We start from the raw sequence: 15,141 nt of genomic DNA, 5'->3' as shown, positions 1-15,141 counted from the left end.
TATGCCCAGCCAGGTCCTGTCCACGTATCGGCTCCAGATGCGCGGGGACTGTTGCACATTCGATGACGCGGTGAATCTCCTGGACTATCTCGACCGGCTGGGAATCTCGCATCTCTACCTGTCGCCGATCCTGACCGCCGCGCATGGATCCACCCACGGCTACGACGTCACCGATCCCACCACGGTGTCGGCCGCCCTCGGTGGCAGGGAGGGACTGCGCCGATTGTCAGAGGCTGCCCGATCCCGCGGCATGGGCCTGATCGTGGACATCGTGCCCAACCACGTCGGCGTCGCCCAGCCCGAGCAGAACCCTTGGTGGTGGGATCTGCTGCGGCATGGCCGCGCCTCAACCTACGCGGACTACTTCGACATCGATTGGGAGCTCGACGGCGGGCGGATCGTGTTGCCGGTCCTGGGTTCCGACGACGATGTCGCCGACCTGGTGCTCGACGGCGACGTGCTGCGGCTGGGCGACCTGGTCTTCCCGGTGGCGCCCGGAACCGGCTCGGGCACCGGCAGCGAGGTCCATGACCGCCAGCACTACCGGCTGACGGGTTGGCGCACCGGGATCTGCGGCTACCGCCGCTTCTTCTCGATCACCTCCCTGGCGGCGCTGCGCCAGGAGGACCGCACCGTCTTCGACGCGAGCCACGTGGAGGTGAAGCGCTGGTTCGACGAGGGCCTGGTGGACGGCCTGCGGATCGACCATCCGGACGGATTGTCCGACCCCGCAGGCTATCTGGGGTGGTTGCGCGAACTCACCGGTCCCGAGGCCTGGATCGTGGTCGAGAAGATCCTGGCCGCCGACGAGAGCCTCGATGCGTCACTGCCCGTCGACGGCACCACCGGGTACGATGCGCTGCGCGAGGTCGGTGGACTGTTCATCGCCCCGTCCGGCGAAAGCCCGCTCACCGCGGTGAGTGGGCGCCCGGACCCCGACGCCGAACGCACGCTAAAGACCGAGGCGGTCACCGACACCCTGGCCAGCGAATTGAGCCGGCTGTGCCGGGCCATCACGGCGGTGACCGCGAGGCAGGACCCGCTGCTGCCGTCCGCGGTGGCCGCACTGATCAGCAGGATCGGCGTGTACCGCAGTGACTATCCGGCGCTCGGCGCGACCCTTCCGGTAGCCGTGCAGGAGACATCCTGGGCCGCACCGGAACTGACCGACACGCTGTCCACCGTCGCGACGGCCCTGTCCACCAGCGACGAGGTGGTGTCCCGGTTCAACCAACTGTGCGGTGCGGCCACGGCCAAGGCGGTCGAGGACTGCCTGTTCTACCGCGACGCCCGACTGGTGTCGCTCAACGAGGTCGGCGGTGCGCCAGAGTTGTTCGGGGTGACGGCAGCCGAGTTCCACCAGCGGACGACGACGCGGATGCGCGCCTGGCCGAAGGCGATGACCACGTTGTCGACCCACGACACCAAGCGCGGTGAGGACGTCCGCACCCGCATCGGGCTGCTGTCCCAGGTCCCCCAGACGTGGGCCGATTCGGTCGAGCGGTGGTCGGCATCGTCCACTCCCCCGGACCGGGACACCGCACTGTTTCTGTGGCAGAACATTTTCGGCGTCTGGCCGGCGGACGGAGCCGTCACCGACGAGCTTCGTTCCCGGTTGCACGCCTACGTCGAGAAGGCGATCCGGGAAGCCGCCGCCCGAACCTCCTGGCATGATCCGTGCGTGGACTTCGAGAACGAGGTGCACGGTTGGCTGGACCGGGTCCTCGACGGGCCGGTCGCAGCCGAACTGACGGCGCTGGTGGGTCGGCTCGCCGCGCATGCCCGAAACGACAGCCTGGGCCAGAAACTCATCCAGCTGACCGCGCCCGGCATTCCCGACGTCTACCAGGGCACCGAAACGACCGAGGACAGTCTGGTCGATCCGGACAACCGGCGCCCCGTCGACCATGCGGCGCTGCGTGATGCTTTGGAGCGCGGGGACGACGACAAGCTGCGGGTGACCACGGCTGCGCTGACACTGCGCCGCGCGCGGCCGGCGACCTTCCGGGCCGGCGGCTACACGCCGCTGCCCGCCACCGGTAGCGCCGCAGCACACCTGGTGTCGTTTCGGCGCGGTCAGGATGTCGTGGTGGCCGCGTGCCGGTGGACCGTGGCACTGGCCGAAACCGGCTGGGCCGATACGGCATTGCCCTTGCCCGACGGCCGGTGGCTGGATCGGCTCAGTGGCCGGCGGTGGGCCGGGCTGGTGCCGCTGACCGACCTGCTCGCCGATTCGCCGGTGGCCTTGCTGGAGCGCACGGATGACTGAATTCACCGTGTGGGCACCGAAGCCCGACCGCGTGCGGGTCGACGTGGACGGAGCGCTACACGAGATGACGCGCACCGCCGACGGCTGGTGGCGGGCCGAGGTCAGCTGCCGCGCCGACGCCCGGTATGGGTTCGTTCTCGACGAGGACGCCACGGTATTGCCGGATCCTCGCTCAGCGCGCCAGCCCGACGGGGTGCATGAACGCTCACAGCTGTGGCAGCCCGCGCCGGACGCCTGGACCGACGCCCGGTGGGCGGGCCGGTCCATCTGCGGCGGGGTGATCTACGAACTTCACACCGGAACCTTCACTCCCGAGGGCACATTCGATGCCGCCACCGAGAAGCTCGACCACCTGGTGGATCTGGGTGTCGATTTCGTGGAGTTGATGCCGGTCAATGCGTTCAACGGCACCTACGGCTGGGGCTATGACGGGGTGCTCTGGTACGCGGTGCACGAACCCTACGGCGGGCCGGACGGCCTCGTCCGGCTGATCGACGCCTGCCACGCACGTGGACTCGGCGTGCTGATCGACGCGGTGTTCAACCACCTCGGGCCGTCGGGCAACTACCTGCCGCGGTTCGGTCCGTATCTGTCGACCGGCAGCAATCCGTGGGGCAGTTCGATCAACCTGTCCGATGCCGACGCCGACGAGGTGCGCACCTACATCATCGATTGTGCGCTGCGCTGGATGCGCGACTTCCACGCCGACGGTCTGCGTCTGGATGCGGTGCATGCGCTGGCGGATACGACCGCGATCCATCTGCTCGAGGAACTGGCGGCCGAGACCGACGCCCTGGCCGAAGTACTCGGCCGTCCCCTCTCGTTGATCGCCGAAAGCGACCTGAACGACCCCCGGCTGATCACCCCGCGCGACCGTGGCGGCTTCGGCCTGACCGCACAGTGGGACGACGACGTCCACCACGCCATCCATACCGCGGTGTCGGGTGAACGTCAGGGCTACTACGCCGATTTCGGATCGCTGGCCACCCTGGCACAGACGCTCAAGCACGGATATTTCCACGCCGGAACCTATTCGTCGTTCCGTCATCGCAGACACGGCCGTCCGTTGGACACCGCCACCATTCCGGGCACCCGACTGCTGGCCTACACCCTCACCCACGACCAGGTCGGCAACCGCGCCGTCGGCGATCGGCCATCGCAGCTCCTGACCTTCGGCCAGCTGGCCGTCAAGGCCGCACTTGCGCTCGGATCACCCTATACGGCAATGCTTTTCATGGGCGAGGAATGGGGATCCTCCTCACCGTTCCAGTTCTTCAGTTCGCATCCCGAGCCGGAACTGGCCCGCGCCACCGCCGAGGGCCGTAAGGCCGAGTTCGCCGAGCACGGCTGGGATGCCGACGAGATCCCGGATCCGCAGGACCCGGAGACATTCCTGCGGTCAAAACTGGACTGGAGCGAGGTCTCCGACGGCGACCACGGTCGGCTGCACAGGACCTATCGGGAGCTGATCGCGCTGCGGCGCACCGAGCCCGACCTCGCCGATCCGTGGCTCGATCACATGTCGATCGACTTCGACGAACAGCAGCGTTGGATCGTCCTGCACCGTGGTGCCCTGTCGATCGCCTGCAACCTCGGTTCCGACGCTGTGTCCGTGCCGGTGACGGGCGAACTGCTCGCGGCCTGGGAAGAACCCGACATCGGTTCCGGCGCCACGCTATTGGCCGGCCATTCCTTCGCGATCCTGCGCACCGAACGCGTTCAGTAGTCCTTCCGCACGGATGTGCTGTCCGGATCCACCGGGACACCGCGCGAATCGGTGGGGCGCAATACCGCGAGCACGAGACCGCGCTCGTCGACGAGTGCCGACCGAGCCTCGTCAGCGTCGAACGCGTGCCGCTCACCCCACTGGCGCAGCGCCACCACGACGGTGAAGAGGTCACGACCGGCCCGGGTGAGCGTGTAGATCTGCCGCCGGCCCGATGCGGCCACCTCACGATCGAGGATGCCGCGCTCGACGAGACGGCGCAGCCGGTCGGTGAGGATGTTGCGCGCGATTCCGGTGCGCTGCTGAAAGTCGGTGAACGCCCTCGCGCCGTCCATGGCGTCGCGGACGATGAGCAGACTCCAGCGGTCCCCCACGAGGTCGAGAGTGCGCGCCACTGGGCAGGTGGGATCGGTCCAGGTCACGTCATCGCTGTGCGGCACCGGGTCGGTCATCACACCCCCTTGAAGAGTTGCTGATTGAGACCATTCTGCCGTAGCCTACGATTAGTTGCAATATGCAACCAATCGAAGGAGTGTGCATGGAACTGACCCTGGGTCTGCGGATGTTCTTCGCCACCGTGTGTGCGGTGGCCGTCGCGACGATCTACGCGGCGCAGCCCGTCCTCGCCGGCATCGGCCGCGATCTGGGCGTGCCGGAGGCTGACCTGGGATGGATCGTGACGGCCGGACAACTCGGTTACCTGGTCGGGCTGGCGCTCCTCGTCCCGTTCGGCGACATCCTCGACCGTCGTCGGCTCATCAGTGGGCACCTTCTGCTGGCCGCAATCGGCGTGACGCTGGCGGCGATGGCCACCCAAACCTGGCTGCTGCTGGCCGGATTGGCGGTCGCCGGGTTGTTCGCGGTCGTCGTCCAGACCACTGTCGCCTACGCCGCGGCCCTGTCCACGCCCGAGGACCGCGGCCGGACCCTCGGCATGGTGACCTCCGGAGTCGTCGTCGGCATCCTCGGTTCACGCGTCGCGGCAGGCGCCCTCGCCGCCGTGTGGGGGTGGCGCAGCGTCTATGTCGGGCTGGCGGTGTTGCTGGTCGCGCTGGCCGGTCTGGTGCCGAAACTCCTGCCGCCCGACCCACGGCGCGAAGACGCGGATTACCTCGACGTGCTGACGTCGTTGGCCCGACTGTTCCGCGAGCGTCTTTTCGTTTCACGCGGGCTGATCGCGTTCTTCCTGTTCGCGTCCTTCGGGACGCTGTGGAGCGGCCTGGCGCTGCCGCTCACCGCCGCTCCGTGGCATCTGAGCACGGCACAGATCGGCCTCTTCGGTATCGCAGGTCTTGCCGGCGCGCTCGGTGCGGCCCGGGCGGGACGCTGGGCCGACTCAGGACTCGCGAGCGCCGTCACCGGCGGGGCGCTCGCACTGCTCACCGCGTCATGGCTGGCCATCGGACACGCATCATGGTCGCTGGTACTGATCGTCGTCGGTGTGATCGTGCTCGACTTCGCCGTGCAAGCGGTGCACGTGAGCAACCAGCACCTTCTCACCACAGCCCACCCGCATCGCACCAGCAGCGTCATCGGCGGCTACATGTTCTTCTACTCACTCGGCTCGGCGCTCGGGGCAACGGCCACGACCGCGGTCTACTCGCTCGCGGGGTGGGCCGGTTCCAGCATGCTCGGCGCCGCGTTCGCGGCGTGCGCGCTCGTCGTCTGGTCGGTCAGCCGAGCGGCGCACCAAACGCCACGATGACGGCGACCACCGCGAGCACCGCAGCGAAGAGGCGAAGATGGTCCACGCCCTTCGTCACCCACTTCTCCCCCACGACGACCCCGAACAGGACCACCATCAGCCACAGCGCATGCGGGGCCAGCGCCATCGGCAGCATCATCGGGCCACATGCGCCGGTGCACTGCAATCCGTTCCGCAGCCCCTCCCCTACGCAGGCTCGGTCCGCGCGCCATCCGTCGGCCGGCAGCGCCCGGACCCGGTGGCACGCGCGGAGGAAGAACCGCTTCCTGCGGGTCAGTTCCCAGACCGCCGCTGTCGCCAGGAGCGCCGAGACGACAAGAGCACCTACGGCTTTCGGTCCGATCAACCAGGCGAGCGCCAGTGTGAGGGCTCCGAATGCCGACCACACCGCGAGGTAGCCGACCGCGAACAACGCCTGGCCGCGGTGGCGGCGATTCCATCTGCCGTTCAGCGCTATCGACCGGGCGGCGGGCAGCGTTGTCGGCAGCATCATCGCGGCCGCCATCAGCGCCCACAGCGCCATCGAATCGGGGAATTCCATTGCACCGGAATGCACCCCGGCACAACCGGCGATGTCGACGCTCATCGTGCCGTGGTGGTGGCCCACGCCGTGCGGCACCGTCGAACAATGTCGGGCTCCGGCGTGAGACGGCATCGTCAGATGCAGGATCACGACCGCGAGCCAGGCGGCCACCGCGACCGTCAGCAGGGACAGCTCCGGATGTCTCCACCGCAACCGCCGCCAGGCCGATGGCCGCGCCGCCCGGTTCGGCACCGCGGTGAGTGTCATTGCAGGAAGACGCTCACTCGACCAACTCGCGCATTGCCGGACTCCTGCGGCGCCGAGGCCTGGGCACCCGGCAGCTGGATCGGATGGTCCGCCGGCTCCACATACTGCGGGACGAAGGTGACGCTGACCTGATCGCTCCAGCGGCCCTCGGCACTGAATCGCCGGTACAGGCCCGTGATGTCGAAGGCGAGCCGCATCCCACCGTGCTCATTGTCGGGGTTACTGGTTTCCTCGATCCCGAAAAAGGCCGCGACACCGACGAAATGGTCGTCATCGACGGTGGGTTCACCACCGCCCACGTTGAGATACACCTTGTAGGTGACGCCCACCGGTGCCGGTGACGTCACGTCCTCGATGCGGAGGAAGGCACGCGACGCCGGTGTCGCCTCCTCGGCCAGCGGGCCGATCGGAGGAGCGATGCCGAAGGTGACGTTGGCGGTCTCACCGGCAAGGGCGATCGCACTGTCCGATGCTCCGACGAGTTCCGGCGGGTTCTCGGGTGCAGGTTCGGTCGGCATGAGAGCCTCCAGTGCGACAGGGGCCGTGATGTCCTCGTAGCGGTAGCTGAGCTGGGTCGTGGTGTCGAGCACCTCTTGCACCGTCTCGGTGAGCGTCGCCCGGTTCTCGTCGTGGAAGTGGAACGTCACACCGGTCAGCCAGGCGGCCTCCGTGGTGTTCGTCCGGTCGGGCATCGTCCGCCAGATCTCCCAGATCCGATCGATGTTGGCGTGGTGCAGCCAGAAGATCGGGTCCAGCGCGGCGGTGTTGAACGAACCCATCAGGCCGCCCACACCCACGTGAACCGCACCGTGAGGCGTTCCTTCGAGCGGTCCCATCGCCGAGCCAGGATCTTCGCCGCCATGGCTGAATCCGGTGCGCCCACCGGCAAACCCACCGATCCCGGCGAAATCGACCGGCGCCAGCGCACTGGTCAGGTCGACGTCGGAGGCGGGCAGCGATGACCCGTCGTTGAGGTTTCGCCCGGGCACCCACAGCGGGTTGGGCGTCACGCCGTCCGGCAGGGTGGTGTCGAGAAAGGCCTGCGGCAACCGCCTGTGGGCGGCATCGTCGCTGCTGTAATTCCAGTAGGGCAACGCCCAGGTCGCCTTCGTCTGCTCGTCGACGTCGTCCAGGTCGGCGATGGCAGATCTGATGATCCGTTCGAACCACTGCAGATACATCCGGTGCCAAGGCAGGAAGAACCAGCAGAAGTGCTGGCATTGGTTCCGGTAGTTGTCGGGATTCACTGTGGTGCCATGGATGTCGGACTGATACTGCCAACCGATCGGGTCGAACTGATCCGCGTCCGTCCGGTCGATCAGCACCTGCACTGCGCGGGCGTAGGCGTAGATGGTCGGGTGCCAGTGATCGATCTCGTCGAGAGTCCAGATGTCGTGGCGGACCCGCGTGGCCGCTTCCGTGACCGTGATGATCTGCCCCGTGAAGATCCGATTCACGTTGGCGATCTGGGGATTGGCGCTTTCGAGGTCGGCCAGGCTCACCCCGAATCTGGCTGCGATGTGGGTCAGCGTGTCGCCGGACTGCACGACGTATTCGGGTCCGGGCGCCGGTGAGCTGCCCGGCACGACGATGATCTGGCCCGGGAAGATCCGATGTGGATCGGTGATGTGCGGGTTCGCCGACTCAAGGCCGGCCAGACCCACCCCGAGCCGAGTTGCGATGGCACCGAGGGTGTCACCCGATTTGATGAGGTATTTCGCCATGGCTGGCTCCCTTGACGGCAGATCTCCCGTGAGGCGGTAACCCCACGTCATGGACGGTAGGCATCTGTAGCCCGGGACGCGCGCGTAGATCACTACCTGCATTCGGTGCCGACGCGGTCCGCACGGCGCGCGACATCGGCACCGCGGCACACCTCGCAGGTCCGTCCCACGCAATTTTCGAGTAGGCGACTACGCACGAAATTCGCGGCATCCGCAACGCATGATCAGGCCATGCCGTGGCGCCGACACCCGGTCGGCCCTCGACGGGGCAGCCACCATCGGACCAGGAGACGTGAGAACTGATGAACGACAACGGGTTAGAGAGCTTTGCGCTGCACGGCGCGGACAAGTACCAGGGCCCGGCAGTACAGGCCATCAATGACGAGGCCATCAGGCCGGACGCGGCCCGGGCGATCGACGTCGCAACGCTGGATCCGGAATCGGCCGCGCGTCGCTATCTGAACCAGATGATCGCCAGTCCCGAGGTGCCGACCATCACCGACAGCAACGCGGGCCCGGGAACCGAGTACCGGGCCCTCGGCACCGAATCCATCCCGCTCACGGATTCCACCGTCGTCAAGTTCGCCCAGTACCGTCAGCACATTCCGATCTACGGCTCCCTCGTCACGATCGAGTTGGATGACGACAACAACATGCTGGCCGTGAATTCGGCGATCGGCAATCCCGACGGAGTCGACGCCGTGGCGGCGATATCGCCGGCCCAGGCTCAGGACGTGATCGTCAAGGACGCGGGCAAGGACGCGCTGCCCTTGCCGGAGCCGCCCCGGCTGTACTTCTACTTCGACAACAGCGCCCAGCCCGGGGTGTGGCGCCTGGTCTACATCGCCAAGAACGTCCAGCGACACCGCAAGCGCACCTCGGACGGCCATCCGGAGACGCTGCCGGAACTCTTCGACTACGTCGTCGACGCCCATTCCGGCGATCTGGTGACCAAACTTCCCCGTACGCAGACGATCTCATGGACCCTGGAAGAACTGGACTCCACCGATGCACTCGGCCAGACCCGGCGCATCCGGGCCGAGCGCGATGAGAACGACAACAAGCGGCTCGTGGACCCGACCCGGCGCATCGAGACCTACGATTTCGGGTTCCGCAGGATCGAATCGCAATTCCGCTCGCTGCCGGGCGCCGCGCCGATCACCAACCCCCCGGCCCCGTGGAGCCCGGCGGCGATCAGCGCGCATGCCAATGCCCAAGAGGTGGCCGATTACCTGCTGAACACGTTGCAGCGCAACGGTCTGGACAACCAGGGGGGGCCTTTCATCTCCTCCATCAATTGCACGTCGATCCAGGACCCGACACCCCGTGAATGGCGCAACGCCGCCTGGATCGGCACACAGATGGTGTACGGCCAGCGCAGCGTCGACGGCGAGCTGCGGTCCTATGCGGTGGCCGTGGATGTCGTCGCCCACGAGATGACACACGGATTGACCGACAACACGGCCCGCCTGGAGTACAAGGACGAATCCGGCGCGCTCAACGAGTCCTATTCGGACATCATGGGCACGATCATCGCGAACTCCCAGAAGCCGGACATCGACAGCTGGAACTGGGAGATGGGCGAGGAACTCGACGGAACCGGTGTGCCGCTGCGCGATCTGAGCGATCCGACGCGGCGCGGTCAGCCCGCCCACGTGCGCGACTACGTGAACACGACCCGCGACAACGGCGGCGTGCACACCAACAGCGGCATCCACAACAAGGCGGCGTACAACGTCATCAGCGCGAAGAACGGCCAGGGCTACCTCTTCACGCCGCAGGACGTCGCAACGCTGTTCTATCTGGCACTGACCCTGCACCTGTCGCGGACATCCGGGTTCAGCGACAGCCGACGCGCGGTCGAACTCGTGGCCAAGTCCCTGTTCCGCAAGGATCCGCAAGACGTTCTGGACGAAAAAGTCCGAGCCGTCAGTGCCGGGTTCGAGGCCACCGGCATCAGTGCCTGAGGCCTCGCCGGCTCAGGACGAGTTGCTCAGGTCAGGTACCGGTAGGTCGGCGACCCCGGTTCGAGCAACTCGACGTGGATATCGGAATCCTGCATCCGGGCCAGCAAGCCCTCCAGGTCCGTGGCCGCGCTCAGCTCGACACCGCACAACGCCTCACCGGTCTCCCGGTTGTTGCGCTTGACGTACTCGAACAGGGTGATGTCGTCGCCCGGCCCGAGCACCTCGTCGAGGAAGCGGCGCAGCGCCCCGGGTTCCTGCGGGAAGTCCACGAGGAAGTAGTGCTTGAGTCCCAGGTGCACCAGTGACCGCTCGACCACCTCGTTGTAGCGGGACACGTCGTTGTTGCCGCCCGAGATCAGGCACACGACGGTGGACCCGGGCTCGATGTCGGCCTCCAGCAGCGCGGTCACCGACAGCGCCCCGGCGGGCTCGGCGATGATTCCGTCGTTCTGGTACAGGTCGAGCATCGCAGTGCAGACCGCGCCCTCGTCGACCGTGGTGAGGGCGACCATGTCACCCGCGGCGGCCAGCGCGGCGTAGGGCAGCGCACCGGCCCGTGCCACTGCCGCACCGTCGACGAACTGATCGACATGGTCGAGGGTCACGGGTTCGCCCGCGGCCAGTGCGGCGATCATCGACGCCGCACCCGCAGGCTCCACACCGAGCACCGATGTGCTCGAGGCGCGCTCGGCGAGGTATGTGGTGATGCCCGCGATGCAGCCGCCACCGCCCACCGGGACGATCACCAGATCCGGCTCGTCGTCGAGTTGGTCGAGCACCTCGGCGGCGATGGTGCCCTGGCCGGCCATCGTGCGCAGGTCGTCGTACGGCGGCACCAGGGTCGCCCCGGTGCGTGCGACATCGTCGAGCGCGGCGGCGGCGGCCAGATCGTAGGTCGACCCGCCGGCGATGAGCTCGATGAACTCGCGGCCGTGGTACCTGATCCGATCCCGCTTCTGCTTGGGGGTCTTGGCCGGCACATAGACGCGGCCGTGGGTGCGCATCGACCGGCAGGCCATCGCGAAACCCTGGGCGTGGTTGCCTGCCGAGGAACACACGACGCCGGCCGCCAGTTCCTCGGGCGAGAGCTGCGCCATCAGGTTGAACGCGCCGCGCACCTTGTAGGAACGCACCGCCTGCAGGTCCTCGCGCTTCAGGTAGACGTTGGCCCCGGTCGCTTCCGACAGGCGTTCGTTGAACTGCAGCGGGCTGCGGGTGACCACCCCGGAAATTCGCTCGGCGGCCTCGTCGATGTCGGCGGCAGTCAGCGGCGCGGCCAGCGGGGACACTCGGGAGCCTTTGCTCAGATCGGCAGTCACCGTTCAATGGTGCCACTGGCCAGCGGTTTCACTACACGTGGGTGGGCGCACACGCCGGGATTCCGCTGTCCGCGCCACGAGACCACCGAAATTCGCGAGATGCGGTTGAACAGACCCCGAACTGGGAAAACAACCATCGTGCGGCACACTCAGCGGCGGGCGCGGTGGGCGGCAGCGCGCACCGTGATGGTGGTCGCGCTCGCTGCGTCCGTGTCTGCGTGCGCGGCGCCCGCCGGCAGCCCCGCCGATGCCAACACCGCGCGGGTCTTCATCGACGACCAGGAAATGCCGACGTCCTACAAGGTGCAGTGCACGCAAATCTCCTGGTTGTGGACCATCGAAACAGAGCCGGAAACGCCCGGGTTCACCGCGATCATCCAGACCGGGGCCTCTGTCGAGCCCAAGGTCATGCGGATCCGGGATCTGACCGGCTTCACCGGGAGCGCACTGGCCGCGGCGGCGGACACCCAGGCAGGCATCGACGACACCAAATTCCACTTCAGCGGCACAGCACACGGCTCGTTCGCCGACCGCCCGACCAAACCGGCCGAGGTCCGGTACCGGGTGGAAGCCCGCTGTTGAACCAGATCAACCGGTAAAACGACACGCCTGATCCGAGGTTTCGGCTAGCCGAAATCAATGTTGCGAGCTATCGTCAACATATGACCACCGCCGGGAACTTTCGCAGCGCCACCTCCCGGGCCGATCACCAGGTCGACATCGCCGGGGTTCCCTGGCCGACCTACAAGCTGATCGCCCTGGCGATCGGCGCCCTGGTGCTGGTGGTCGTCGGTGTGGCCACCATGAGTGCGGCACCGGCCGTGCTCTCGGCCACCGCGGTCACCATCGCGGTATGGCTGGGTCTGGGCCGGATCTCGCCCGCTGATCACTGACCTTCCAGCAGTCCCCGCAACGTCTCCAGATCGGCAGCCACGGCGGCGACATCTGCCTCGAACTGCTCATCGGTCATCCCCGGTCGCTGCCGGACGGTGAACACGACTTCGCACGACTTTTTCCTCGACCCCCGCCGGGACGACCCGCATCGGGTTGTAGACGGCCTCACCCGAGGGCAGACGCACCACGTGATCGAGCACGCCGAGCGCGTTCGTCGGCGTGAATTCCACGCTGACCTCACCCATCGGGGAATCCGCCACCCATCCTCTCGAAGTGAGGCGCAACCCGCCCTCGGCCAGTCCTGCCGCCCACGTGGCCAACTGCCGCGGATCCGACGCGTAGGCGTACACCGCGTCGGGCGCGACCTCGATCCAGACGCTCACATGCCTGCTCCGCATGGTTCCACCGTAGGTGCCGGACGCTCGCCGCGCACCCACGCATTGTGACGATTCACCAGTCAGGCCGTGATCGCAAGGGCGGTAAACGTTTTCGCCCAACTGTTCAGCCGCGCACCGGGTGTACGGTCGGGTTTGTGGGTATTGCGACGACGGGCCTCTCACCGGTGGAGGAAACCGCTTTCCTGACGCTGTACGCCCGGGCGCTCGACAGCCGGTGGGCCCGCCCGATTCTCGGCGACACCATGGCGGATGAGGCAGTCGGACAACTCGATTACGACTTCGCCGGCCTGGGGGTGCAGACCAGCGTGGTGTGCCAGTCGGCGCTGCGGGCCAAGATGCTCGACGACCGGGTCCGTGCGTTCGTGGCCGGCCATCCCGACGCCGTCGTCGTCGATCTCGGCGGCGGCCTCGACAGCGGTGTTCACCGTGTCTCACCGCCGGTCACAGTCGACTGGTACAGCGTGGACCTGCCTGGGATCAGCCAACTACGGGACCGCGTGCTGCCGCCACTCCCCCAGGCACATACGGTTGCCGCGTCGCTGGCCGACCCGGACTGGACCGACCCGATTCCCTCCGATCGACCCACCATGCTGGTGGCCGACGGACTGTTCGCCTTCCTCGGCGAACCGGTCATCACCGGCATCTTCCGGAAGATCACCGAACACTTCGATTCCGGGGAACTCGCGTTCAACGACTACGGCCGGATCGGCTGGATGAGCAGGGCGGCCCTGAAGTTCTTTCCGGCCAAGATGTTCAAAGATGTCGGAAGCCAGTGGGGCTACCCGGGATTCAAGGACGCCCACCATCCCGAAACCTGGAACCCGCGACTGCGACTCGTCGAGGAGTCCAGCCTCGCCCACCAACCGGAGGTCGATCGCTTTCCCGGCGCACTGCGGATCGCGACCCGGGTCTCCGGCCTCAGCAAGGCGACGGCCCGCAAGGCGCGCATCCTGCGGTACCGGTTCTGACCGGCCGACGCCATTACCCGTCAGGTAGTCGACCGAACCGGCACGTGGCGTCATCGTTGACGCATGTCGCTGTCCATCGGCATCATGCTGCCAAGCCGGGAAACCGCGATGACGGGGCGTCATGACGCGCACGGACTGATCGAATTCGCCCGAATCGCAGAGGAATCGGGATTCGACTCGGTATGGACCGGGGATTCCGTGCTGGCCCGCACCCGGGTTGATCCGCTGACGCTGCTCGCCGCGGTGAGTGCCCGCACCTCCCGCGTCACCCTCGGTACCGCAGCGCTGATCGGTCCGTTGCGCCCGCCGCTGCTGACCTCGGTTCAGGCCGCCACGGTCGACCAACTCTCGGGCGGCCGGCTGATCCTCGGACTGGGTTCCGGATCTCCCCTACCGGAGAGCCGGCGTGAATTCGACGCGCTGGCAATGCCGTTCAGCGATCGGGCGCGTCGCCTGGACGAGGCCGCCGAACTGTGGCGGCAGGCATGGGCCAGCGAGAGCCGATTCAGCGGCCGGTACTGGCAGATCGACGGCCTCGACAGTGTGCTTCCACCCGCGCGCCCGGGCGGCCCGCCCCTGTGGTTGGCCGGCGGCGACTCGGACCGGGTCATCGCCCGGGTCGCCGAAGGCTACGACGGATGGTTGCCCTACCTTCCCGATGCCGGCGCCTACGCGCGGGCCTGGGCGCGAATCGGCGAGCTGACACCGCGCCCCATCACGCCCGCGCTGTACGCCACGGTGTGCATCGACGACGACCGCAGGCGCGCCCACGACACGCTCGACAGCTACACCCGGACCTACTATCGCCAGCCGCTGGATGTGCTGAGCTCGTTTCAGGCGTTCTGCGGCGGATCCGCCCAGGAATGCGCGGCGTGGCTCGCCGGCTATGTCGACGCCGGGGCACGACACCTGGTTCTGCGGATAGGCTCGCTCGATCCTCACCCACACATGCTTGCCGGCCGGCTACTGCCGCTCTTGCGTCAGGCCGGAAGCTCGTGATGAATCCCGCACGTACACAACTCGATTGACGGACACGTGCACCGCATACCCCACTCGATGACAGCTCGGGCCCGGGCCAGCGCCTCCATCTGCGCATCGATCTCGGCGAGTTTGGACTGCGCCAGTTCACGAGCCACCGGCCGGCCCGGAGTGTCGTCCTTGAGCAGCAGCCCGATCTCGGTCAACGAGAACCCGGCGGTCTTGCACAACCTGATCACTTCCAGCCGCATCAGCACCGACTCCTGATAGCGGCGCTGCCCGCCCACGCGCTCCGGCGCGGGCAGCAGCCCGACCTGCTCGTAGTAGCGCAGCGCGGTCTGAGCCACCCCGGTCCGCTGCGTGACATCTCCGATGGTCAGCGTCGTGCCCATCCGACCTCCTC

At 67.3% G+C, this 15,141-nt stretch carries 13 protein-coding genes and 1 pseudogene; 8 read left to right on the top strand and 6 right to left on the bottom strand.

Going from position 1 to position 15,141, the window contains the following annotated elements:
* Position 1 precedes the first annotated feature (1 nt).
* Together treY and treZ are read left to right on the top strand one after the other, a co-directional pair.
* The gene (gene treY / locus TX88_RS17050; RefSeq protein WP_044518398.1) at positions 2–2,269 is read left to right on the top strand and encodes a malto-oligosyltrehalose synthase; all 2,268 of its coding nucleotides are present in this window, start codon (positions 2–4) and stop codon (positions 2,267–2,269) included.
* A complete protein-coding gene (gene treZ, locus TX88_RS17045) occupies positions 2,262–3,995 on the top strand; it encodes a malto-oligosyltrehalose trehalohydrolase (protein ID WP_044518396.1) in 1,734 nt (577 codons plus the stop codon). Before treY ends, treZ begins: the two co-directional genes overlap by 8 nt.
* Here the strand turns inward: treZ and TX88_RS17040 are convergent.
* Positions 3,989–4,447, bottom strand: coding sequence for a winged helix-turn-helix transcriptional regulator (locus TX88_RS17040; protein WP_044518395.1), 459 nt, complete (start codon positions 4,445–4,447; stop codon positions 3,989–3,991). The two genes, treZ and TX88_RS17040, sit on opposite strands and share 7 nt — an antisense overlap.
* Before the next feature lie 86 nt (positions 4,448–4,533).
* On the opposite strand from TX88_RS17040, the gene TX88_RS17035 reads away from it, so the two are divergent.
* Positions 4,534–5,700 (top strand): MFS transporter, encoded by a 1,167-nt coding sequence (locus tag TX88_RS17035; RefSeq protein WP_044518393.1) that lies wholly within the window; start codon positions 4,534–4,536, stop codon positions 5,698–5,700.
* Here TX88_RS17035 and TX88_RS17030 read toward each other — a convergent pair.
* Positions 5,669–6,490, bottom strand: a complete 822-nt coding sequence (locus TX88_RS17030) for a copper chaperone (protein ID WP_044518391.1) — start codon at positions 6,488–6,490, stop codon at positions 5,669–5,671. The genes TX88_RS17035 and TX88_RS17030 overlap by 32 nt on opposite strands.
* Complete coding sequence (locus TX88_RS32825) at positions 6,487–8,214, bottom strand: tyrosinase family protein (RefSeq protein ID WP_049925025.1); 1,728 nt, start codon at positions 8,212–8,214, stop codon at positions 6,487–6,489. The genes TX88_RS17030 and TX88_RS32825 overlap by 4 nt, the downstream gene beginning before the upstream one ends.
* 302 nt (positions 8,215–8,516) lie before the next feature.
* On the opposite strand from TX88_RS32825, the gene TX88_RS17015 reads away from it, so the two are divergent.
* Entirely contained in the window at positions 8,517–10,181 is a 1,665-nt protein-coding gene (locus TX88_RS17015) for a M4 family metallopeptidase (RefSeq protein ID WP_044518390.1), read from the top strand.
* Between the two features lie 26 nt (positions 10,182–10,207).
* On the opposite strand, the gene ilvA is transcribed toward TX88_RS17015, so the two are convergent.
* Positions 10,208–11,500 (bottom strand): threonine ammonia-lyase IlvA, encoded by a 1,293-nt coding sequence (gene ilvA / locus TX88_RS17010; RefSeq protein WP_044518388.1) that lies wholly within the window; start codon positions 11,498–11,500, stop codon positions 10,208–10,210.
* A gap of 138 nt (positions 11,501–11,638) precedes the next feature.
* On the opposite strand from ilvA, the gene TX88_RS17005 reads away from it, so the two are divergent.
* Together TX88_RS17005 and TX88_RS17000 are read left to right on the top strand one after the other, a co-directional pair.
* On the top strand, positions 11,639–12,082 hold the full coding sequence (locus tag TX88_RS17005; protein WP_244438438.1) for a lipoprotein LpqH: 444 nt from the start codon (positions 11,639–11,641) through the stop codon (positions 12,080–12,082).
* 80 nt (positions 12,083–12,162) lie between these two features.
* The gene (locus tag TX88_RS17000; RefSeq protein ID WP_044518386.1) at positions 12,163–12,393 is read left to right on the top strand and encodes a hypothetical protein; all 231 of its coding nucleotides are present in this window, start codon (positions 12,163–12,165) and stop codon (positions 12,391–12,393) included.
* Here TX88_RS17000 and TX88_RS16995 read toward each other — a convergent pair.
* Positions 12,387–12,792, bottom strand: a pseudogene (locus TX88_RS16995) (SRPBCC family protein). The gene TX88_RS17000 and the pseudogene TX88_RS16995 overlap by 7 nt on opposite strands.
* A 134-nt stretch (positions 12,793–12,926) precedes the next feature.
* Between TX88_RS16995 and TX88_RS16990 the strand changes: the two are divergent.
* Both TX88_RS16990 and TX88_RS16985 read left to right on the top strand, forming a co-directional pair.
* Positions 12,927–13,760 carry a class I SAM-dependent methyltransferase gene (locus tag TX88_RS16990; protein WP_044518385.1) on the top strand — a complete coding sequence of 278 codons (834 nt, stop codon included), beginning with the start codon at positions 12,927–12,929 and terminating at the stop codon, positions 13,758–13,760.
* Positions 13,761–13,823: 63 nt separating this feature from the next.
* The gene (locus TX88_RS16985; RefSeq protein WP_044518384.1) at positions 13,824–14,759 is read left to right on the top strand and encodes an LLM class flavin-dependent oxidoreductase; all 936 of its coding nucleotides are present in this window, start codon (positions 13,824–13,826) and stop codon (positions 14,757–14,759) included.
* Here TX88_RS16985 and TX88_RS16980 read toward each other — a convergent pair.
* Positions 14,741–15,130 (bottom strand): MerR family transcriptional regulator, encoded by a 390-nt coding sequence (locus TX88_RS16980; protein WP_044518382.1) that lies wholly within the window; start codon positions 15,128–15,130, stop codon positions 14,741–14,743. The two genes, TX88_RS16985 and TX88_RS16980, sit on opposite strands and share 19 nt — an antisense overlap.
* Positions 15,131–15,141: the final 11 nt, after the last annotated feature.

This window comes from Mycolicibacterium septicum DSM 44393 (assembly GCF_000455325.1).
GTDB classification, from domain to species: Bacteria; Actinomycetota; Actinomycetes; order Mycobacteriales; family Mycobacteriaceae; genus Mycobacterium; species Mycobacterium septicum.
Note: the sequence above shows the minus strand (reverse complement) of the source record. Positions and strands in the feature narration are given on the sequence as shown.